We start from the raw sequence: 332 nt of genomic DNA, 5'->3' as shown, positions 1-332 counted from the left end.
GTATTTTTGTTTCGCTCTTTCCATTTGGATATTTAGATTTCAATGTAAGTGTGTCGCCATCTAGATAAGCAGTTGTCTTAATTGTTAGATCGGCACTCAGTTTTTCATCAACTTCTTGGTTCAGAATTAAGTCTGAATGGAAGCCATCATCGTGGATATCTACCGTTATTTTATTTCCATTGTGTTTGAATTCCTGTACTGCTTTGAAATCTTTCACTTTTTCAACGACTTCTTTAGGAGCACCCATTGAAAGTAAGTGGGTTTCGAAATTGTCAGCCCTAACAACTTCGTACTTTCCAGAAATTTGAACCATTTTGGATACTCAAATTTTG

1 protein-coding gene is annotated in these 332 nt (G+C 35.5%); it reads right to left on the bottom strand.

All coding sequences use genetic code 11. The features are described from left to right. Nucleotides 1-313 (bottom strand): lipocalin/fatty acid-binding family protein (locus IEJ02_RS48080; RefSeq protein WP_191070547.1); only part of this gene is annotated, 313 nt, incomplete at its 3' end. Nucleotides 314-332 lie beyond the last annotated feature (19 nt).

Source organism: Streptomyces sp. 5-10, from assembly GCF_014712245.1.
Classification (GTDB): domain Bacteria; phylum Actinomycetota; class Actinomycetes; order Streptomycetales; family Streptomycetaceae; genus Streptomyces; species Streptomyces violaceusniger.
The sequence above is the reverse complement of the archived record's forward strand: the minus strand, read 5'-3'. Positions and strand labels throughout refer to the sequence as shown.